Source organism: Crocinitomix catalasitica ATCC 23190 (genome assembly GCF_000621625.1).
GTDB classification, from domain to species: domain Bacteria; phylum Bacteroidota; class Bacteroidia; order Flavobacteriales_D; family Crocinitomicaceae; genus Crocinitomix; species Crocinitomix catalasitica.
The window spans coordinates 85,820-102,457 of record NZ_JHXV01000015.1; the positions used below are offsets into that span (position 1 = coordinate 85,820).

General features: G+C 33.5%; 15 protein-coding genes and 1 tRNA gene. 10 read left to right on the top strand and 6 right to left on the bottom strand.

The window, feature by feature from the left end:
* Window positions 1–2: 2 nt before the first annotated feature.
* The 6 genes from T367_RS23895 (at window position 3) to T367_RS0110350 (ending at window position 5,246) form a co-directional block, all read left to right on the top strand.
* The gene (locus T367_RS23895) at window positions 3–1,067 is read left to right on the top strand and encodes a glutaminyl-peptide cyclotransferase (RefSeq protein WP_157454195.1); all 1,065 of its coding nucleotides are present in this window, start codon (window positions 3–5) and stop codon (window positions 1,065–1,067) included.
* Window positions 1,067–1,741, top strand: coding sequence for a 16S rRNA (cytidine(1402)-2'-O)-methyltransferase (gene rsmI, locus T367_RS0110330; protein ID WP_027419774.1), 675 nt, complete (start codon window positions 1,067–1,069; stop codon window positions 1,739–1,741). The genes T367_RS23895 and rsmI overlap by 1 nt, the downstream gene beginning before the upstream one ends.
* 5 nt (window positions 1,742–1,746) lie before the next feature.
* Window positions 1,747–2,766 (top strand): quinone oxidoreductase family protein, encoded by a 1,020-nt coding sequence (locus T367_RS0110335; RefSeq protein ID WP_027419775.1) that lies wholly within the window; start codon window positions 1,747–1,749, stop codon window positions 2,764–2,766.
* A 48-nt stretch (window positions 2,767–2,814) separates the two neighbouring features.
* Window positions 2,815–3,744: a lysylphosphatidylglycerol synthase domain-containing protein gene (locus T367_RS23900; protein WP_072032191.1), complete on the top strand. Its 930-nt coding sequence runs from the start codon at window positions 2,815–2,817 to the stop codon at window positions 3,742–3,744.
* Between the two features lie 80 nt (window positions 3,745–3,824).
* On the top strand, window positions 3,825–4,793 hold the full coding sequence (locus T367_RS0110345; RefSeq protein WP_169736051.1) for a glycosyltransferase: 969 nt from the start codon (window positions 3,825–3,827) through the stop codon (window positions 4,791–4,793).
* A gap of 138 nt (window positions 4,794–4,931) precedes the next feature.
* Entirely contained in the window at window positions 4,932–5,246 is a 315-nt protein-coding gene (locus T367_RS0110350; protein ID WP_027419778.1) for a helix-turn-helix transcriptional regulator, read from the top strand.
* Here the strand turns inward: T367_RS0110350 and T367_RS0110355 are convergent.
* The 4 genes from T367_RS0110355 to T367_RS0110370 all read right to left on the bottom strand — a co-directional run bounded on the left by T367_RS0110355 (window position 5,243) and on the right by T367_RS0110370 (window position 7,996).
* A complete protein-coding gene (locus tag T367_RS0110355; RefSeq protein ID WP_027419779.1) occupies window positions 5,243–5,821 on the bottom strand; it encodes a pseudouridine synthase in 579 nt (192 codons plus the stop codon). The genes T367_RS0110350 and T367_RS0110355 overlap by 4 nt on opposite strands.
* A 3-nt stretch (window positions 5,822–5,824) precedes the next feature.
* Window positions 5,825–6,496 carry a YceI family protein gene (locus tag T367_RS23905; protein ID WP_051568487.1) on the bottom strand — a complete coding sequence of 224 codons (672 nt, stop codon included), beginning with the start codon at window positions 6,494–6,496 and terminating at the stop codon, window positions 5,825–5,827.
* Window positions 6,497–6,735: 239 nt separating this feature from the next.
* A complete protein-coding gene (locus T367_RS0110365) occupies window positions 6,736–7,092 on the bottom strand; it encodes a DUF3127 domain-containing protein (RefSeq protein WP_027419780.1) in 357 nt (118 codons plus the stop codon).
* 10 nt (window positions 7,093–7,102) lie between these two features.
* Window positions 7,103–7,996, bottom strand: a complete 894-nt coding sequence (locus T367_RS0110370) for a flavin reductase family protein (protein ID WP_027419781.1) — start codon at window positions 7,994–7,996, stop codon at window positions 7,103–7,105.
* Window positions 7,997–8,138: 142 nt separating this feature from the next.
* On the opposite strand from T367_RS0110370, the gene T367_RS0110375 reads away from it, so the two are divergent.
* The 3 genes from T367_RS0110375 to T367_RS0110385 all read left to right on the top strand — a co-directional run bounded on the left by T367_RS0110375 (window position 8,139) and on the right by T367_RS0110385 (window position 10,597).
* The gene (locus T367_RS0110375) at window positions 8,139–8,627 is read left to right on the top strand and encodes an RNA polymerase sigma factor (RefSeq protein ID WP_027419782.1); all 489 of its coding nucleotides are present in this window, start codon (window positions 8,139–8,141) and stop codon (window positions 8,625–8,627) included.
* Between the two features lie 4 nt (window positions 8,628–8,631).
* Entirely contained in the window at window positions 8,632–9,708 is a 1,077-nt protein-coding gene (locus T367_RS0110380; protein WP_027419783.1) for a hypothetical protein, read from the top strand.
* A gap of 67 nt (window positions 9,709–9,775) precedes the next feature.
* The gene (locus T367_RS0110385) at window positions 9,776–10,597 is read left to right on the top strand and encodes an outer membrane beta-barrel protein (RefSeq protein ID WP_084274381.1); all 822 of its coding nucleotides are present in this window, start codon (window positions 9,776–9,778) and stop codon (window positions 10,595–10,597) included.
* 973 nt (window positions 10,598–11,570) lie between these two features.
* Here T367_RS0110385 and T367_RS0110390 read toward each other — a convergent pair.
* Complete coding sequence (locus T367_RS0110390; RefSeq protein ID WP_027419785.1) at window positions 11,571–12,209, bottom strand: polysaccharide deacetylase family protein; 639 nt, start codon at window positions 12,207–12,209, stop codon at window positions 11,571–11,573.
* Window positions 12,210–12,211: 2 nt separating this feature from the next.
* The gene (locus tag T367_RS23910) at window positions 12,212–16,147 is read right to left on the bottom strand and encodes a glycosyltransferase family 117 protein (RefSeq protein WP_027419786.1); all 3,936 of its coding nucleotides are present in this window, start codon (window positions 16,145–16,147) and stop codon (window positions 12,212–12,214) included.
* A 334-nt stretch (window positions 16,148–16,481) separates the two neighbouring features.
* Between T367_RS23910 and T367_RS0110400 the strand changes: the two genes are divergently transcribed.
* Window positions 16,482–16,554 (top strand) — tRNA-Gln (locus T367_RS0110400).
* The last annotated feature ends 84 nt before the right edge of the window (window positions 16,555–16,638 follow it).

A 16,638-nucleotide genomic window follows, 5' to 3' on the forward strand; every position in this document is an offset into this window, starting at 1 on the left:
GAATGAATTTAATAAAGCATAAATTTGCACTATTTCTTTGTTTAGCTTTTTTAGCGTCTTGTAACGACGATTCTAATAAAGGTTCTAATGAATTAATTATACCGGTTGTAACTCCTTTGAGTATAGAGTTGACTACAGCAAATAAGAACTTTGTAATTGGAGATAAAGTTGAGTTGGTAATTATGCTAGATTCTAGTTTTGCTTTTACCGATACTAAAGTCAGTGTTGGCGATGAAGAATACATGTTAAATTCAAATAGTAATTTTACATTAGACACGAAAGAAATGAGTGTCGGTAAGTTTTTAGTCAATTTAACCGCTAAAGGTAAAGACGGTAAAACATATTCGGATTTACAAGAAATTATACTATTCTCTGATGTGGAGCCGGAATACAAAACTGTTTTTATTGAAAAAGAATTGGCACACAATCAAAAATCCTATACCCAAGGGTTAGAATTTTATAAGGGTAAATTGTATGAAGGAACCGGTCGAAATAATCAATCCATACTGGCAGAGGTTGATTTAATCACGGGTGCACATTTAAGATCTGTTCCTTTAGATGGTCAATATTTTGGAGAGGGAATTACTATTCTAAATGATACGATTTATCAGATAACTTGGCAATCTGGTAAGTGTTTAATTTATGATATGGATTTTAAACAAATTGGTGAATTTAATTATGATGGCGATGGATGGGGTCTTTGTAATAATGGTAAACAAATTATTATGAGTAATGGTACAGATCAAATTGTTTGGCGCGATCCTAGAACATTTGAAATAATAAAATCGATGTATGTTTTTACGGATCAAGAGAGTGTTTTTAATTTAAATGAATTGGAATTAATTAATGGTCGTCTTTTTGCGAATGTGTATACTGAGAAATTTGTGGTAGAAATTGATACTACAAATGGTAAAGTTTTATCTAAGATTGATTGTAATTCGTTAGTAGTTGCAGGAACGCAACCTGGATCGGATGTGTTAAACGGAATTGCTTATAACCAGTTTACTGGAAAGACTTATATGACTGGCAAATGGTGGCCTAAAATGTTTGAAGTTCGAATTGAATAATGGGAAAATTATATTTAGTGCCAACTCCAATTGGCAACCTAGAAGATATCACTTTTCGTGCAATACGAATCTTGAAGGAAGTGGATGCCGTTTTGGCTGAGGATACAAGGACGACTGTCAAGTTGTTTCAAAAGTTCGAGATTCAAAATAAATTAATTGCGCATCATTTGAATAATGAGCACAAAACGGTTGAAAGAATTGTGGAAGAAATTGAAAGCGGATTAACTTATGCTTTAGTTTCTGATGCAGGAACACCTGCTATTTCTGATCCGGGTTTCTTATTGGTTCGTGCATGTGTAGATCGTGGAATTGAAGTGGATTGTTTACCTGGAGCTACAGCATTTGTGCCAGCATTGGTTAATTCTGGTTTTCCTTGTGAGAAGTTTGTGTATGAAGGGTTTTTACCGACGAAAAAAGGGCGTCAAACAAGAATTTTACAGATAGCAGAAGAATCTAGAACGGTTGTTCTGTACGAATCTCCGCATCGAATTATTAAATGTTTGACGCAATTTAAGGAGGCTTTTGACGCAGATCGTAAAATCTCAATTTCTCGAGAAATATCAAAAAAATTCGAAGAAACTGTTAGAGGAACTGCCGAGGAATTAATAACACATTTTCAGAATAACCCAATTAAAGGGGAGTTTGTTGTGGTTGTTTCTGGTAAATCAAAATAATAAAAATGAAAGCGGTACATCTTATTAAAAATGGTGTTTCAAAGGAAGCTTTTGAAATACGGGATATAGCTATTCCTCTACCTGAAGATGATGAAGTCATCGTTAAAGTAGATGCATTTGGATTGAACTATGCAGATGTTATGGCAAGAAATGGTTTATATCGTGAGGCGCCAGCGTTGCCATCCGTATTAGGTTACGAGGTGGTAGGGATTATTCATACCGTTGGAACGAATATATCTGATGATTTTATAGGTAAACGTGTAATTGCTTTTACCCGTTTTGGGGGCTATGCTGAATATGCTAAAGTGAATCAGTTGGGCTTCGGTTTGATTGGAGATATGGATACTGATGTAGCATTGTGTATCGCTACTCAATTCGTTACTGCCTATTATATGTCTACAGTAATTACAAACTTTTTCCCTGGGAATCGTGTTTTAGTTCATGCTGGAGCAGGCGGAGTAGGTTCAGCATTAATTCAACTGTTAAAAGCTAAAGGTTGTATTGTATATGCAACTGCTGGAAGCGAAAGAAAGTTGGCGTTAATGACGAAGCTTGGTGCCGATCATGTGATTAATTACCGTGAAAAGGATTATTTTGAAGTCATTAGTAAATTGTTAGAAGGGGATCGATTAGATGGAACCTTTAATCCTATTGCCGGTTCAACTTTTAAAAAGGACTATCAATTAATTGGGTCAGGAGGAAGAATATTATTATTCGGAGGTTCAGAAAGATCAGGTAAAAAGTGGGGTATATTATCTACATTGAATTTTGTACGTAAAATGGGCGCTATTTTACCGATAACGATGATGATGAGGTCGAAGTCAGTTATTGGTGTGAATATGCTTAAAATTGGCGATAATAAAGCCGAAATGATTCAGTATTGTATGCAAGAGGTGATTAAATTGGTGGAATCAGGTCATTTAAAAGCTGAGATTGGTGGTGTTTTTAAAGCTACTGAAATTACTGAAGCTCATGATTTATTAGAAAGTAGAAAATCAACGGGAAAAATTACTGTACATTGGTAGTCTAATCTAAAAATGTAACTTTCAAAATAGATCGCTGATCCCTATAATTTGAAAACTCGGAAATCAATAATATTTAGTCTTAAAATTCTCTTCGCAAGTGTTTTATTGTTTTATATAATCAATAAGCTAATTAAAGATGACTTTTTAGGACAATTAAGCGCTATCCAATTTGTCGGTAGTCAATATATCTACTTTACCGTGTTTCTTTTGTTAATGCCTTTTAATTGGTTAATTGAAGCCGTTAAATGGAGATTTCTGATGTCAACTTTAAAATCTATGTCATTACGGTCTGCTTTTGCTGGGGTTTTAGCTGGAATAAGCACTGGAATTCTTACACCGAATCGACTGGGTAATTTTGTTGGTAGGACCTATAAGTTGGAGAAGAATATTAAGACAAAATCTATTCTTTTAACATTGCTTTCTAACCTCTCTCAATTCATTATTACCGTTGTATTTGGTTTAGTGGCGTTGATTTTTTATATGCTGATATTAGGTAGTTTCAAAACTAAGTTAATAGTTATAATAATTATATTGGGTTTATTTGTTGGCTTTTGGCTCTACTTTAAGCCATCAATCTTGTTGAAAACATGGTTTAAAAAAATATTGAATACATCTCTAATAGATGGCATTCTATTTATTGATCAAAGCAGCGTTAAAGTGAAAGTCATTACTTTGTTTTATGCAGCGCTTCGTTATGTTGTTTTCTTATCACAATACGTTCTATTATTATTAGCATTTGGTCAAACGCAAAAGCTGTACCTTCTTTATATTGGTGTAGGATTGGTTTATTTGGTGATGACGATTTTGCCCTCATTGACTTTTGGTAAATTATTCGTTCGTGAAGCATCTGCCTTGTTTGTATTGACTAAAATAGGAGTGCCAAATACTGTTATTATTCTAACTGGATTTGTATTATGGTTAATTAACGTCGCTATTCCATCTTTGATTGGTGGATCACTTTTAATTGCTAAAAAATAATGGTAATAGTTGTTGCTATAATATTCGTTGTTTATACGTTAGTTGTTTTTATATTGGTTGTAGGAGTTAAGCGTCTTCCTATGCTTGGAAAGCAAAAAGAGCATTATAAGTATACGGTTATTATTCCTTTTCATAATGAAGTTGATCGTATCGATGGTTTGATCAATAGTTTGAATCAATCAGATGATACCCAAGATTGCCAAATATTGTTTATTGACGATCATTCTACAGATGGAACATCAGCTAAAATTGAAGAGAATCTATTGTATCCGTTCGCGATTATAAAGAATGAAGTTAAAAAAGGAAAAAAGCATTCTATCAGAATAGGTGTAACAGCAGCGAAACACAATTGCATTTTAACTTTAGATGCCGATATATCTTTTCAGCCGAATTTTCTAAATAGCATTGGTAAAATTCTACCAAAAGGAATGGTTGTTTTACCCGTTCAAACCTATTCAAAAGGATTAATCGGTCGTATGGCGGATATTGAATTTTCTTTTTTACAAGTTATAACTTTTGGCAGTCTTGGTTGGTCAAAACCATTGTTGTGCAATGGAGCAAATTTAATCTTTAATAAATCTGATTTTTTAACCTTGGATAAAGACCGAACAGATTATAATATTGCCTCAGGTGATGATATGTTTTTAATGAATCAATTTAAGTCGGCTAACAAAAGTATTAGTGGATCTTACGATTTAACAACGACAGTTTACACTGCAAATCCACAGCGTTTTATTCCGCTTCTAAAACAGAGAAGACGTTGGTTGGGTAAAATGAAGAATCTCCTGAGTTTCGACTTGTTTTTAGGAGGTTCGTTTCTTATCATTCTTCAGTTTGTATTCATCTTTTCATTCTTAAATGTTTTTACAGATAGTCTATTCTACTGGCTTATCGTTTTAAAAATTTTGACGGATTTATTTTTACTTTTTATAGGAAGGAATTTAAGTGTGAACGGATTATTATTGATTGTCTTGTTTCAATTTTGGTATCCCTTCTATCTAATTGCGATACTTTACCCTTTGAATCGTGAAAAAAGATGGATGTCGTAAGGAATCTACAACTCGTACGTTTAAACACATAATTATACTTAAATCGAAGTTTTATTTGAGCGTTTTAAAATTTGACGTCAAGAAAGAAACACTGGTTGAAGTGTTTGTCAATTTAATAAGAAGTTAGAACTACGTGCAATGTTAAATGAAATAAAAGAATTACTTCAGTCGTCTGCGAATAATGTAAGAATGAGTCAAGATGTTGATAGAGTCTTGAATGAAATGGAGACAATGAATGATGAATTTTTTCGAAGAATTACATTGAAATATCCAAAGTTAACGAGTAATGAAAAACAACTTTTAGGATTAATTCGAACGAAAACTAAAGCGAAGGATATAGCATCAATTAAAGGGATTACGACCAAATCATTAGAAATGAGTCGTTATCGACTTAAAAAGAAATTGCAATTGGGTTCAGAAACGAATTTGGATCAGTTTATAGAAGGATTCTAAACATTCAGTTGGTCTACTTCTTCAACTTGTCCAGCTTGAAAGTTAAAAATTGTAATCTTACCAATTCGAACTCTAACTAATCGCAATGTAGGGAAGCCAACTGCAGCGGTCATTTTTCTTACTTGTCTAAATTTACCTTCTCTCACAGTTATACTCGCCCAACTTGTTGGCCCATGACGTTCGTCTCTTATTTTTTTTGCACGTGTGGGTAGATCGGGAACATCAATTTTTTTAGCCAAACAAGGTTTGGTCATATACTTACCAGAATCAATACTAATCTCAACACCCATCTCGAGCAATTCTAATGCCTCTGGATCGATTATTCCATCCAATTGGACATAGTATTCCTTCTCGTATTTCGAGCTTAAAATTCGATAGCTTTCTTTGCCGTTCGTTGTTAATAACAGTAAACCTTCAGAGTCTTGGTCTAATCGTCCAATGGACATAGTTCGTTCATCAAAAGGGTGCAGATCCCCGAGTTTTTTTTTATTCTTTCGGGTTGGTGAATTATCAATAAACTGACTTAAATATCCCCAAGGTTTAAAAATGATATAATGCTGATGTTTTTCGGTCACTAATTATTTTTCTGTAGCGATAAGTTCACAATAAAAATTTAAAGTAACTATGTCGCCCGTTCCAGAAACTGATTGCATACCATAAGCCGTTCTATCAAATACAACTTCACCTTCAAATGCTTGAAAGTTATTGTTGTTTTTATCTGTACCACTTCCGATATGTTTAAAAGGTAAATCTATTGCGTTGGATTGCCCCATTAATGTCAGTTCACCTTTTGCAATATATCCTGTATCCGACAAAACGATTTGATTAGAAGAGAAACTGATCGTTGGGTAATTAGGAATGTCAAAAAAGTCAGCTTCAGCAAGACTCTCATCACGCATGCTATTTCCAGTATTAATAGAGCTAGTTTGGATTTGGACATTTAACTTCGAAGTCAAATAATCTTCGCCAATTTCCAATGATATTTTAAAATCTTCAAAAGCACCAATTGTTTTCTTTAAACCTTCAACATGGAAGAGTATTTCGGCGTTTGAATTTTCACCGGCAACAACAACGTAATTACCACTTAAGTCTTTAAGTGTATTTACCCATGTTTCACCTTCAGCTACTTCAGCTACGTCAACTGTTGACTTTTCAAGCTTACTATCATATTGACCACTGGTCATAAAATAAGCTGCAATTCCGCCTCCAATGGCTAAAATTACGATTGCGATAATTATTTTTTTCTTCATATAAGTTGTTGTTTACAAAAAAGGGTATCCTAAAGAATACCCCAATTATTTTTGTCAATTCTACAATTGATTTTATCCTTTTGTAGCTTGAATTATTTGCTTCCAATTGTTATATCGAAAACGATTTTTCTATTCAATTAGAACGGTAAATCGTCATCACCTTCAGCAACCCTTCGACAAGCTCAGGGTAAACTTCTAATCGTTAGATTTAACAATAATCAATAATTAATACCTTTTGATTAGAACGGTAAATCGTCATCACCTTCAGCAACGAAAGTTTCAGCATTGTCTACTGTTGTTGTTCCACCTGCAGCACCTAATGGTTCAATTTTCCACGCATCTAATGAATTGAAATATCTTACAACTCCGTCTTTAGGATTTGTCCATTCTCTACCTCTTAAAAAGAAAGTAACTTCTACGTTATCACCTTCTTTGAAATTATTTAACAAGTCAACTCTGTCTTGAACAGCTTGAAACATTATTGTTTGCGCATATTGTCCAGAAGCATCTAATACTACAAACTCTCTCTTCCTAAATGAGTCAGAAATTTGCTGAACTTCACTTATCACTTTTAATTCTCCTTTTAATGTGTACATATTGGTTTGTTTAGTTGTTAAAAGAAAGCAAGGTTTTCCAAGCCTCTTCTATTTTATTTTTATTTAATAATTCTTTTGCTCGTTTATGTAGTTCTTTTTCGAGCTTTTCCTGTTCATCCTCCAAAGAAACAAATAAATCACTTAATTCTATTAATTTATATTCATTAACCTCTGTTTCGTCAGGTAAATTTTCTATACCACCTAACTGTCCTAAATCGTTTCCGGTTAGAATATTTGAAGATTTAATGTCTGCAGGAATAGCATCAAAACCAATTCCACAAGTGGTGATAGGTTTTGTAATTTCAAACATCGAATTTTGGTCAGCTCTACAATACCAATTTCCTCCCATTCTCGAAACTAAATCAATTTTATGTTGGTCAATTTTTCCGTTTTCATCTAAAACAGCTTCGTTGATATGAATTTTTTTAACCTCACAAATCACCAAATTTCCAGCACCACCATTTTGTCCTAATTCTACAACTTCATTCACAACACATTCAAATTGTACTGGTGATTCTGCAACACGGAAAGGTCTAATCGTGTCTGAAGCTATTTTAGTAAATCCAGCTTTTTCAAATTCGTCAATTTCCGGTTCGTAAGGAGAACTAGCTAATGACATTTTTTGAACAATATCGAAATTGACTACATTAATAACAACTTCACCAATTTCTTTTACATTTTTATAGGTGTCTTTTGTTTCATTCGTCCGTCCACTTCTCGCTGGAGAAAAGATCATTATCGGAGGATTTGCACTAAAAACATTAAAAAAGCTAAAAGGTGCCAAATTTGGAATTCCTTTGCCATCAATTGTGCTCGCAAAAGCGATAGGTCGAGGGCCAACTGCCCCCAATAAATACCCATGTAAGACTGGTATTGATAATTCACTAGGATCTAAACTTAACATATCTGCAAAATTAATAATTATTAAGGGAACTTAAATTCTTTCTTGATAAATTAGATGACCAATTTGGTATTATTTTTTGAAACTTGAATGCGAACTGTAACTTATTAGATCTAAAGCCGTCCTAACAATAACTTGGCCTTAAATGACAAACGAAGAGTATAATATTTGTGTGGATTTATATGCTGATAATATTTATCGGTTTGTATTGAAACATATCCGCAATATTGATGCGGCCAAAGATATTGTACAAGAAACTTTTACCAAAGTTTGGGTAAAACATGAGAAGGTTGATTATAGCAAAGCGAAGTCATATTTTTTTACTGCTGCTCACCATACGTTAATCGACCTGGTTAGAAAAGAGAAGTATAAAACTGATATTGAAAGTCAAAATCTTCCGGTTGAAGATTTAGGAATGAAGAATATAGACTTAAAGGTGAAATTAGATCATGCATTGAACCAATTGAGTGACATTCAAAAATCTCTTGTTTTATTGAGAGATTATGAAGGTTATGGTTATGATGAGATTGGTGAGATCACAAATTTAAATGAAAGTCAAGTAAAGGTTTATATTTTTAGAGCCCGGAAAAAATTAAAGGATATTTTAGTTAGTGTTGAGGCAGTATTAGATTGATAAAATGGAAAAGATTAATATAAATAATTATGAATCATTTTTTCTTGATTTCTTAGAGGGAAATCTGGGAGATGCCGAGGTGGTTGAGTTGAATAAATTTTTGGATCGTCATCCTAATCTTGCTCAAGAGCTTGATATAAACATGAATGATTTAGCATTAGTTGCGGATGAAACAATTTACGATGCTAAGAATGAATTGAAAGTAAATGATGACCATTTATTAATTACAGCAGGTACTGTTGATGATATAATGGTAACGAGTATAGAAAAGCAATTGTCTGCAAATCAACAAAAGCACCTAATCGCTTATATAGAAAAGCATAATTTACATAAATTATATGCTAACTATCAATCTACAATTCTAGTTGCTGATCAAACTATTGTTCATCCTAATAAAAAGGTATTAAAACAGAACGATGCGCCTGTAATTCCTCTTTTTACTAAAATAGTTGCTGCAGCTGCAGTTGTTATGATTTTAATTTCATTCGGTTTGAATGGCAATTCACCAAATAGAAAATATGCTTCTCGTTCGTTGCCTTTATATGAGGACATAATGAATGTAGAGGAAGAGATTATTGTTTCACCAAATGATTTGGTTTCTACACAAGTTGAAGTTAACGAAAATATTGAATCTAATTCTGTAAATAATTCAACGGACAGTGACCTAATAGCTTCATCTGCAGGTATTGTTAATATTCTTAATTCAGAAGATAGCAAAGATTTGAGAGGTTCAAAAACAACAAAAGCGATTAAGAGAAGAAATATTGATAAAGTTCAATTTTCCCCAAAAAAGTTAAAATCAATAAAGCGTACAGATAATAATGAAATGCCTGTTTTAATTGCGATGTCTACCCCCGAAAAACTAAATGAACAAGATAGGATTGCAACTGAAGATAGCAAAAATGACATGGCTGTTTTACTCCAATCAGAACAACCTTTTAAATTAATCACAAATGCTGCTGGAAATGCAATAAATAGACCTGTAGTTTTTGAACGTGATAAAATAAAGAACTCTACTAGTTATGTGGCTTACCGATTTAAATTGGGTAGTTTTGAATTTGAAAGAAAAAAATCTAAATAGCTGTAACATTCCCTTTAAAGTAACGTCCTATTATAAATACTGAAAGAATAAATTAATAATTATAATCATGAAAAATATATTCCTATTTTGTTTTTGTTTAGTGAGTTCATTCTCATTAATCGCCCAAGAAAAAAGTGATACAACAAGGTTTAAAATTGGTAGACACGAATTCATTATTGTTGAAAGTGATACTATTGAAGTAAGCGGAGATGACGACGACGGTAGTATTCATGTTGGTCATAAAATGGGAGATAAGAATGCATTAACTTATTGGTCAGGTTTTGAGATCGGTGTCAATGTTCCAATGAATGGTGATTTCCAGAATTCCTTTAGTGGACACCATTTACAGACTGATCCAGGAAACTCTTTTGTTTTTAGTTTTAATTTATTAGAACAACGGATTAAAATAATAGGTGATTATTTTGGTATCGTAACTGGAATTGGGTTCACGAATAGTCGTTATGGTTTTAAGGATGCTTATACTACGTTAAATACTGTTGGTGATACAACTTTTGGCGTGTTGGATTCGACTTATTTTAGAGGCTTCACAAAAAATCAATTGCGTGTGAATACTTTTAATATTCCAATTCTTTTCCAAATTAATACATCTAAATATCACGAAAATAATTTCCATGTAGCTTTTGGTGTAATTGGTGGTTTAAAAATGGGTGCGAACGTAAAATACAAATACGAAGTGCCAGGCGGAAAAGAATCTAAAACTAAAGAAAAAGGAGACTATAATTTAAATGCATTTCAACTGACCGGTACTGTTCGAATTGGATATAAGGACTTTGGTCTCTTCGCGAATTATAATGTGTTATCCCTTTATGATGATGGAGCGTCTGAATTGGCTTACCCGTTCAGTTTTGGAGCTTCATTCCACTTTTAAAACATTGGTTTTACTTAATTTACGTTTAACAGATTTTAACAGAATACTTTAATTCTTTAACGATTGGTTAACATATTTAACTGTCAAAACTCACCATCTTTGTTGCAGTTAAGAACAGTGGTGGTAAACGTATCAGGCTTTCTTATCTTTAACTATTTTTCATTAAGTAAGCGTAAGTAAAATAGTAGATTTTTTTCATAATTCCCGGTCATTATGCCAAATGATCGGGATTTTTTTGTTTAAAAGTATTGAGATTTACTTAAAACAAATCTATTGTTAAATTTGATTTCCGCCTTCTTTATTATCGTTAAGAATAGCGATGGTAAACGTATCAGGCTTTCTTATCTTTAACTATTTTTCATAATCTGAAAATGACTATTTCAATCGCGCATAGTAAAGAAGAAGTTTTCTTAAGCAAGGCATGGTTTTGAAGGATTATTACTAATTCGAAAAATCATAACGCTGCGTAAGATAATTTCTATTTATCCGGAGGAAAGCCATTAATTCATTGATAATTATTTTATAGAAGTTGTAAATCTCTAATTTGTTTATTATTACTTATTAATGGCTTCTATGTAGAATTGTAATAGCCAATTTCAGGTTAAAAGTAAGCGTAAGTAAAATAGTAGATTTTTTTCATAATTCCCGGTCATTATGCCAAATGATCGGGATTTTTTTGTTTAAAAGTATTGAGATTTACTTAAAACAAATCTATTGTTAAATTTGATTTCCGCCTTCTTTATTATCGTTAAGAACAACGATGGTAAACGTATCAGGCTTTCTTATCTTTAACTATTTTTCATAATCTGAAAATGACTATTTCAATCGCGCATAGTAAAGAAGAAGTTTTCTTAAGCAAGGCATGGTTTTGAAAAGCGTCCCTTTGGGACTTGAGGGGGTATTGTTGTAATAGAGGAATGCGTGCCAAGATATAAAAGCGTTCCTTCAGAACAGTTGGATTTGAATTTTAGGATTATGAGGTAGGTATTGCCGCAAAGGTATAACCCATTCTGGCCCATTCTTCCATCAATTTTGGCAATTCTATTTTAATTTGTGCGAAAGCTTTTTCCGAATCGTGAAAAACTAGAATCGCACCTGGAAAAATGGCTTCATTCGTTTTTCTCATTCGTTTTTCCGTTGATAGAGACTTATCGAAATCGTAAGTGATATGTGACCAAAACACGGTCGTGTATCCTAATTCCTTTAATTGATTGAGCTGTTTCTTTTTTATTTTACCGTATGGAGGTCTAAATAAATGGGAATCGATATGTTCAGCTGCTGCAATTACATCTTGAACATAGTCTTTTGTTCGGGTGCGCCATCCATGTAAATGATGCATTGTATGATTCCCAATACTATGACCTTGTTCAATAATGTTTTGATAAAGAGAAGTATGTTCTTCGACATTGTTACCCAAGCAAAAGAAAGTTGCTTTTGCATTGTATTGGCCTAATATATCTAATATCCAAGGTGTGGTTATTGGGTTGGGACCATCGTCAAAAGTAAGATAGATTGAGTTCTTCTCAGTAGCATTTAAAGAAAAATCCCAAATGGCTGTCTGGTAAAAACCTTTCAGCCATTTGGGAAATTTAAATGCTCTAATTGTAATCACTCTTAAAGGTCTTTGAATCGATCAAAGAAAGCGTCAAAAGTATGTTGTATTTTTTTATCAGTTGCGGAGTTTTCTCTACGGATATTATTTGTTCCTGTTTGAACTTTTAAATTAACAGCATCAAACCTAGCATTCATTTCTTCTTGGAAGGCTACATCTTTACTGTAAACAGTTGCAGATTGAAATAATGAGAATATACTTCTGTATGTATTAAACATATCATCAATCATTAAGCTACTAAATTTCGGATCAATATCGAAGAAATAGTCTAACTCTTCTTCGTACAAATCAAACATTTGGTTCGTGTACAATTGTGCTTTTTCTTCATTTTCTGCTTGATAATAAGTAGAAATATATGAAGGAATAACTTTCTTGAATGGAACATTTGAATGTGGCATAACTTCAAAAGCTCTGTCCAATACTTCGTTTATTTTAGTTTTAGCATCAGCGATTATAGCTTCTGATTTTTTAGTTTCAGAAGGGATTTCACTTGGAATAAATGTGCCAAATTGAGTAGGGATTGGTGCATAAGGGTTTTCATGTTCCGCTTTTGCAATTTGTTGCATTATGTTCAGTTTTTGTTTTTCCTTTTCAATTACTTCAACATAAGCATCAGCTAATACACTAAATTGAACGCGGTAGTTGTTTGTTAAACGTTGACTGTAATAATCAACCAATACACCTTCAACATTCATATTTCCCCAACTGAATTTCTCCATTAAATTCGCATATAAAGCATCTGTATTGACTTCACCCAATGTATTAGGGTTTCTGCTTGGTACAGTTTCTATAGGTACAAATTTGTAAACCAATCCTTCAGAGAAGAAATATTTATTTAATCCTAAGAAAGTTCTTCTATCTGTTGAACTACCGAAGTAGATAGATCTATTCCAATCGAAATTCGCAACCATATCTAAGATCATTAAATCGTTCTTATAAATGGTTTGAATATTTGGCAATTGCCATCTCAATTCATCTAAAATTCTATCAGCATATTTCTCACTTACAATTCCATTCGCCAATACTTTTTCTTTATCAACCGGTAATGTGAAACCTTTACATGGTACAACTAATAAATCAAGTCCTTGTTGTACTTCTAAAGTGTTCGCATCATCTTTCATGAAATCCATGACATAAGGAAGCGGTAAATAATCAAATGCATCATTGAATTTCGTTAAAATACCTTGCATAGGATTCGTATGCGTCTCATTTAAGCCAAACTCTCCACTTCGTTGAATTAGATTAAAAATAAGATTTCTAAAATCATAATAATTAGAAGTATTGTGCATATTGCTCAATTGCGCTAAAAGATCAGGTTTAAGCTGAGCAAAGTTAGTTGCAGCTAATAATCGCTGTAATTCTTGACCTGCCTGTGCATAAGCTGCTTTAAAAATGGTAGGGTTAGATTCTATCTTTTTGTCTAAAACAGCTTTCCATTTAGGCTCAATTACAATCGCTCGCATTGTCAACATATTAGTCGATGCAATGAACATATAATCTCGCAAACCGTTTTGTCTATATTGCTCTTCCGTAAAAGAGATAGGTAAAGGATCAGAGTCATATGCACGTTTCGTCATTTGCTCAGTATACCAATCTGTGTTTAAAAGGCTTAAGTTACAAACTCTTACGCTTGTTTTTTCATTTTCAACCTCTTGTAAATACCATAATGGGAATGTATCATTATCTCCATTGGTATAAATAATTGCATTATCATCACAACTCGTTAAATAATTATGAGCGATGGCTTTTGCTGTATATCGATTACTTCTATCGTGGTCATCCCATGCTTGCATTCCCATAATAATTGGAACAGGCAATGTTATTAAAGTAGCGATAATTGCTCCGTGGGCTTCTTTTTTCACACCAGTACGGAGTAGAATCATAAGGGCATATGCGCCGCCAATAATAAACGCCATATAGAAGAAGCTCATAGCTGCTGTTAATTGTTGTCCAACACTGAAGATTAAACCAAATCCAACAAGTACACCAACAATAATCGCCAATTCTTTCCATACCATTGATTTAAATGCTCGGTAAAGTGCCAATACGGATAATCCAATCCAAATTGAGAAGGCATAGAAGGAGGCGGCGTACGCATAATCCCTTTCCCTTGGTTCAATTGGTTTCTGATTCAGATATATAATAATTGCGAATCCTGTCAATAAGAAGAGTAACATCACCAACCACCACGAACGGGAAGCATGTGTTAACGTAAAAATAAATCCGATGATACCCAAAATTAGCGGCAACATATAGTATTTATTGTGCGAAGGATTCGAAGTAATAATTGTTGGTGCTAAAGTTTGGTCCCCGATATGATGTTTATCAATAAAATTGAGACCTGAAATCCAGTTGCCGTCAAAGGCATTACCATGTCCTTGTTCGTCACTTTGTCTACCAGAGAAATTCCACATGAAATATCTCCAGTACATCCAGCCGACTTGATAACTCGCAAAATAACGCAAGTTTTCGCCCATGGTTGGTGTTCTATTTCCTGTTACACCAGACCAATCTTTGTAACCTTGAACATGTCTAGCTTCAGAACTATACATTCTTGGGAAAACAGTACTTTGTTCACTTTTATAAGTTGGTTTGCCTCTACTTCCGTCAAAGGTCTGAAAATATTTTTCGACAATCGTCATATTCTGATCGCCAACAAATTCTTTTGCTTCAGCTTCAGTTTTAAATCCTTTTAATTCTTCGTTTTTAGAATTGATTGCAACAAAACGACGTAAATAAACATCACTTCTGTCCGCCCATTCACTTGAAGGATTTCTTTCAGCATTGTAATATTGACCATAAAGAATTGGCCAGTCTCCATATTGTTCACGTTTTAAATATGACTCTAAACTTACCAAGTTTTCAGGGTCATTCTCATCTAATGGCGTATTGGCATTCGAACGAATTACAATCATGGCAAAACATGAATAACCAATAAAAATCATAGTAGCACTCCAAGTTATCGTATTGATTATGGTTTTACCTGATTTTTTCGACCACATTAAAAGGGCAACAATTATTCCTGTCAATAATAAAAAGAAGAAAACTGTTCCTGAATTGAATGGTAAACTTAATCCATTCACGAAAAATCTTTCGAACCAACCTGCAATTTGAACAGTTTTTGGGATGACGATTGATTGAATAATTCCTAAAGCTGCAACGCCAATAATTCCAGTTAAAATGAAACCTAATACAGTTGACTTTTTATATTTTCTAAAGTAGATTACGTATGCAATTACAGGAATAGACAATAAGTTCAATAAATGGACACCGATCGAAAGCCCAACCATGAAGAAGATTAGGATGATCCATCTATCTGCATTTTTGGCGTGTAATTCTTCCTCTTCAGTCTGATGCTCTTGTTCAAATAATTCGTGATCCCATTTAAAAATAGCCCAAACAACAAGTGCGGTAAAGAATGATGACATTGCGTATACCTCACCCTCTACAGCTGAAAACCAGAATGAGTCTGTAAATGTATAAGCCATGGCACCAATTAAACCACTGCCAAGTATGGCCCATTTTTGTCCGTCAGATAAAGCAGTTTTGCTTACTTCTGATTTTGTATAGTTAAGATCGTTCGCTTCATTTTCTTCTTTAGTAGAGAAAATAGAAAATTTAGGAGATAAAAGAATTTTTTTGGCCAACATAGTGATCGTCCAAAACAAAAACAATATCGTAAAAGAACTTGAAAGTGCCGACATTAAGTTGACCATCATTGCTGCATTTTCAGGTGATGAGAATACAGTAAATAATCTTCCAAGCATCATAAATAGAGGTGCTCCAGGTGGGTGACCAACTTCTAGTTTAAAGGCGGTTGTTATATATTCTCCACAATCCCATAAACTGGTTGTGGGTTCGATTGTCATAAAATAAACCGTGGTGGCAAATAAAAATACCATCCATCCTATTATCGTATTCAGTTTTTTATACTCCATAATTAATGTTTTCAGCACTGCGAATTTAAAAATATATTTTGATGAATATTCTTAAAAAACTCGAAATAGGCAAATAGGTTGCTTTTTAACGATCGAATTAAGTTTTTTTAAGTTTTTATTGTAGAAGAAAAAAATATATGTATATTTGCATCCGCATTTGAAGAAATGCTGTGTGTCATGAAAGCAATTAAAGGATACACTTAGATTATTGATAATAATGTCCCATGGTGTATCCCGATAGCGATCGGGAGGCAACACTGAGATAAAAGATAATAATGTCCCATGGTGTATCCCGATAGTGATCGGGAGGCAACACTGAGATAAAAGATAATAATGTCCCATGGTGTAACTGGCAACACGTTTGTTTTTGGTACAAAAGAGTCCAGGTTCGAGCCCTGGTGGGACAACTGAAAAATCCTCTCCGTTTTTACGGAGGGGATTTTTTGTTTTGGGCCCACCTGGGCGAGAAGTTTATGCTGAGCGAATATCGG

Coding starts and splice junctions, on each gene's coding strand:
- T367_RS23895 (WP_157454195.1), top strand. CDS start 3: ATGAATTTAATAAAGCATAAATTTGCACTATTTCTTTGTTTAGCTTTT.
- rsmI (WP_027419774.1), top strand. CDS start 1,067: ATGGGAAAATTATATTTAGTGCCAACTCCAATTGGCAACCTAGAAGAT.
- T367_RS0110335 (WP_027419775.1), top strand. CDS start 1,747: ATGAAAGCGGTACATCTTATTAAAAATGGTGTTTCAAAGGAAGCTTTT.
- T367_RS0110345 (WP_169736051.1), top strand. CDS start 3,825: ATGCTTGGAAAGCAAAAAGAGCATTATAAGTATACGGTTATTATTCCT.
- T367_RS0110350 (WP_027419778.1), top strand. CDS start 4,932: ATGTTAAATGAAATAAAAGAATTACTTCAGTCGTCTGCGAATAATGTA.
- T367_RS23905 (WP_051568487.1), bottom strand. CDS start 6,496: ATGAAGAAAAAAATAATTATCGCAATCGTAATTTTAGCCATTGGAGGC.
- T367_RS0110365 (WP_027419780.1), bottom strand. CDS start 7,092: ATGTACACATTAAAAGGAGAATTAAAAGTGATAAGTGAAGTTCAGCAA.
- T367_RS0110370 (WP_027419781.1), bottom strand. CDS start 7,996: ATGTTAAGTTTAGATCCTAGTGAATTATCAATACCAGTCTTACATGGG.
- T367_RS0110375 (WP_027419782.1), top strand. CDS start 8,139: ATGACAAACGAAGAGTATAATATTTGTGTGGATTTATATGCTGATAAT.
- T367_RS0110380 (WP_027419783.1), top strand. CDS start 8,632: ATGGAAAAGATTAATATAAATAATTATGAATCATTTTTTCTTGATTTC.
- T367_RS0110385 (WP_084274381.1), top strand. CDS start 9,776: ATGAAAAATATATTCCTATTTTGTTTTTGTTTAGTGAGTTCATTCTCA.
- T367_RS23910 (WP_027419786.1), bottom strand. CDS start 16,147: ATGGAGTATAAAAAACTGAATACGATAATAGGATGGATGGTATTTTTA.